Here is a 3,810-nt window from a genome sequence, read left to right as displayed (position 1 = left end):
TTATCCATTTCAATAGATTAAAATGTAGTATTTATGCGAGTTGTAGAGTTTTGCAATGAGCTAATAGGAAATGATTGTAAGGGGGATAACCATGAATAGACACTTGGGTATTTCTGTTGATAATATAGATTTAGATTTTATAATTAATAATAATATAAATTGGATACAATTATCTAATAAATTTTCTGATGCTAAGAATATAACTTCTTTATTTAATCTTTCAAAGAAACATCCTATTAAAATAAGTTACATATCTCCAGTATTTAATCAAAATGACCCTAATATGGTGTTCTACTTAAGTTCTATAAAAAGATTAAGGGATGCTACAATGGAGATATTAGAAGTAAATTTAAAAATGGCTAAAAGTTTACCTACAGAGCATGTAGTGGTTAATTTAGCCCCAGATATAAATGAAAATATAGATAAATCATTGATATTTGATACTATTTATGATTTAAATGATTTATCTCATAAATATGATATACCTATTGTAATATTGTTAGAGGATTATAACTTATTTGGAGATGGATTTAGACTTATAGATATAATAAGTAAAACTAGTATAAGAATAGCATTAAATATAAATAAATTTTATAAATATATTATCAATAATGGAATGAATTTTGAACAAGAATTAGAGAAAATAATTAATTATATAGAAGTAATTAATATTACTTTTGATATGGATTATTTTGTTTTCCAAAATATACTTAATTCTATGTGTGATAAGATTATGGATATACCAATTATCATAAGAATAAGAAATACTAAGAAAAAGAAAGAAATATATGATAGAATAAAAAATATTAGAAAAGACATTATAAATAAAAGCGTATTATAAACTAAAGGGATGATATCATCCCTTTAGTTTATCGTAAAAATTTTGATTGAGGTGAGTTAAGTGGAGTATATGGACAAGTATAATCAATGGCTTAAAGGGAAATTTGACCAAGATATTAAAGATGAGTTAAGAAGAATACATAATAATCTTAAGGAAATAGAGGATAGGTTTTATAAGGAATTAGAGTTTGGGACAGGAGGTCTTAGGGGGAAAATAGGAGCTGGAACTAATAGAATCAATAAATATACTATAGCTAAATCTACTTTAGGATTTGCTAAATATATAATAAATAAAGGCGATAAAGAAAAAGGAATAGTTATAGCTTATGATAGTAGACGCAAATCCAAAGAATTTGCTAAAACTGCAGCATTAGTGTTAGCACAAGAAAGAATAAAGGCTTATTTATTTGAAAGTTTGAGGCCTACACCAGAATTATCTTATGCTGTAAGATATTTAAATGCAGCAGGTGGTATAGTGATAACTGCTAGTCATAATCCACCAGAATATAATGGATATAAGGTATATGGAGATGATGGATGTCAATTAGTTCCTTCTCTAGCTAACAAACTTATTTCGTATATTAGAAATATTGATAGCTTTGAGGGGATAGAATTGATGGATGAAAAAGAAGCTAAAACTAAAGGATTACTTCAGATTATAGGGAAAGAAATTGATGATAAATATATTAGTAAAGTGAAAAAAGAAAGAGTCAGAAATGATGTAGATAAACAGATAAAAGTTGTATATACTCCTATTCATGGTACTGGGAATATTCCAATTAGAAGAGTTTTAAAAGAGTTAGGATATACAAATTTTCATGTAGTGAAAGATCAAGAAAATCCAGATGCTGATTTTTCTACAGTAGAGTATCCAAATCCAGAAGATCCAAAGGTTTTTGAGATAGCTAGAAATATAGGAGAAAAGATTAATGCTGATTTGTTATTAGGAACAGATCCAGATTGTGATAGAGTGGGAGCTGTTGTTAAGAATAATGAAGGAAAATATACAGTTTTAAATGGAAATCAAACAGGAGTTTTATTGTTAGATTATATAGTTAAAAATAGTAAATTATCAGAGAATGGTGTGGTAATCAAGACAATAGTTACAAGTGAGTTAGGTAGAGTAATAGCTGAAAAGCATGGATTAGAGGTATTGGATACATTAACCGGATTTAAATTTATTGGTGAGAAAATAGGTGAATTTGAGAAGAATAACAATAAGGAATTTGTATTTGGGTATGAAGAAAGTTATGGCTATTTAAAGGGAACCTATGCTAGGGATAAAGATGCAGTAGTAGCATCTATGCTTATAGTAGAGATGGCAGCTTTTTATAAGAAGCAAGGTATGAATTTATATGATGCTTTAATGGATTTATATGATAGATATGGATACTTTAAAGAGTCATTACATTCTATAAAACTTGAAGGAATTGCAGGTAATGACAAGATCAAAAAAGTAATGGATAATTATAGAGAAAATTATCCTAATAATATAGGTGGAAAAAAAGTAATTAAAGTTAGTGATTATAAGAATAGTAAATCTATTGATGTTTTAAATAATAAAGAAGAAAGGATTCAACTTCCAATTTCAAATGTACTTAAGTTCGTATTAGATGATGATAGTTGGTTTACATTAAGACCTTCTGGGACAGAATCAAAACTAAAGATATATTTTTCAGCAAATGGAAAAGATAATGAAGATGTAGAATTTAAACTTAAATCTATGGAAGAAAATATATTGGGAGATATAAAAAATATGGTTAAATAAAAGTGGGGGTTTTTAACCCCCGTTTTTATTCGTCAATATATTTACCTAATATATCATTTAATAATATTATATCTTCTTCTGTTAATTTATTTTTTAGTAAATTTTGCATATCTTGTTGTTCTTCAGGACTCATACCGTCTTTTATTATTTTCATTAATTTTAGACTATTTATTGAACCTAATTCGTCTATTATTCTTTGTAGTTCATTTTTGTCTTTGGAAGAAAGTTTATTTTTTATTTTACTTATATTAATATCTTCAATAGTTTTTTCTTGAGATAATCTATTATGAAATTGATTTAATTTTGATTTTCGAATATCTTCTTCTAATTGGTGTATAAGAAAATCTTGAGTTTTTTTATCATATTCCTTATCATATTCTAAACTTGAAAATATTTCATTTTTTTTATTTATTAAGTTTTGAGGAACATTTTTTTCATTTATTGATTTTCCTAGAATATCTTTTTCAGTAGAATTTTCCTTTTCCATATTTTCTTCTCTTGTGTTTTCTTTAGGTTTTTCTTGAGTATCTTTTTTATCAGGAATTATAGGCTTTTCTAATTCCTTTTCAGTGGAATTAGTTCCTCTAGATATAGTATCTATGTATGTTTCAATATTATTTTTCAGATTATTTTCAGTATAATATGATACATTTATTTTTGATGTGTTGATATGAAATTCTAATATGATTGAGACAGAAAATATTGTAATTATAATTACTATGATACTATAAATAATTCTTTTAAATGACATGTGTATTCCACCTTTCTTTTAGCTATTATTATCATAAATAATAAATTTATACACAAGATAGATTGGATAAACTTATAGATGGCAAAAAATTTATATTTATTATTAATTGGGTATAAATATACCAATTCATTAGTTAGTTATTAAAATACTAAGGATGGTGATTGTATGGCTGCTGTATTATCTAAGAAAATTTTTTTAAAACAAGAAGTAGAAAAATTGAGAGAGAAGTTGAATCAAGTACATATTAATGTAGCTGATGCCTAGCATAAAACCTATGGAGGTCACTTAAAATCTATTTCATATAAAGATATGATTATAATAGACTTATTATAAGAGTGTTTCAGAAGAAAAGGGGAGTTTTAACATGAAGAAAATAAGCGTATTTTAGAACTGACTGCTCCCACACCTGAAGGAATGGGGTTCTAAACTACTAAAGGCTTCTCTATCAAAA

At 26.0% G+C, this 3,810-nt stretch carries 3 protein-coding genes; 2 read left to right on the top strand and 1 reads right to left on the bottom strand.

Annotated features, from left to right (window positions below; all coding sequences use genetic code 11):
* Positions 1–91: 91 nt before the first annotated feature.
* A complete protein-coding gene (locus tag GOQ29_RS10955) occupies positions 92–841 on the top strand; it encodes a hypothetical protein (RefSeq protein ID WP_203372698.1) in 750 nt (249 codons plus the stop codon).
* A 69-nt stretch (positions 842–910) separates the two neighbouring features.
* Positions 911–2,608 carry a phospho-sugar mutase gene (locus GOQ29_RS10950; protein WP_203372697.1) on the top strand — a complete coding sequence of 566 codons (1,698 nt, stop codon included), beginning with the start codon at positions 911–913 and terminating at the stop codon, positions 2,606–2,608.
* 25 nt (positions 2,609–2,633) lie between these two features.
* Here GOQ29_RS10950 and GOQ29_RS10945 read toward each other — a convergent pair whose 3' ends face one another.
* The gene (locus GOQ29_RS10945; RefSeq protein WP_203372696.1) at positions 2,634–3,359 is read right to left on the bottom strand and encodes a hypothetical protein; all 726 of its coding nucleotides are present in this window, start codon (positions 3,357–3,359) and stop codon (positions 2,634–2,636) included.
* Between the last annotated feature and the right edge of the window lie 451 nt (positions 3,360–3,810).

It is taken from the genome of Anaeromonas gelatinilytica, assembly GCF_016820635.1.
Lineage (GTDB): Bacteria > Bacillota > Clostridia > Tissierellales > SIT17 > Anaeromonas > Anaeromonas gelatinilytica.
The sequence above is the reverse complement of the archived record's forward strand: the minus strand, read 5'-3'. Positions and strand labels throughout refer to the sequence as shown.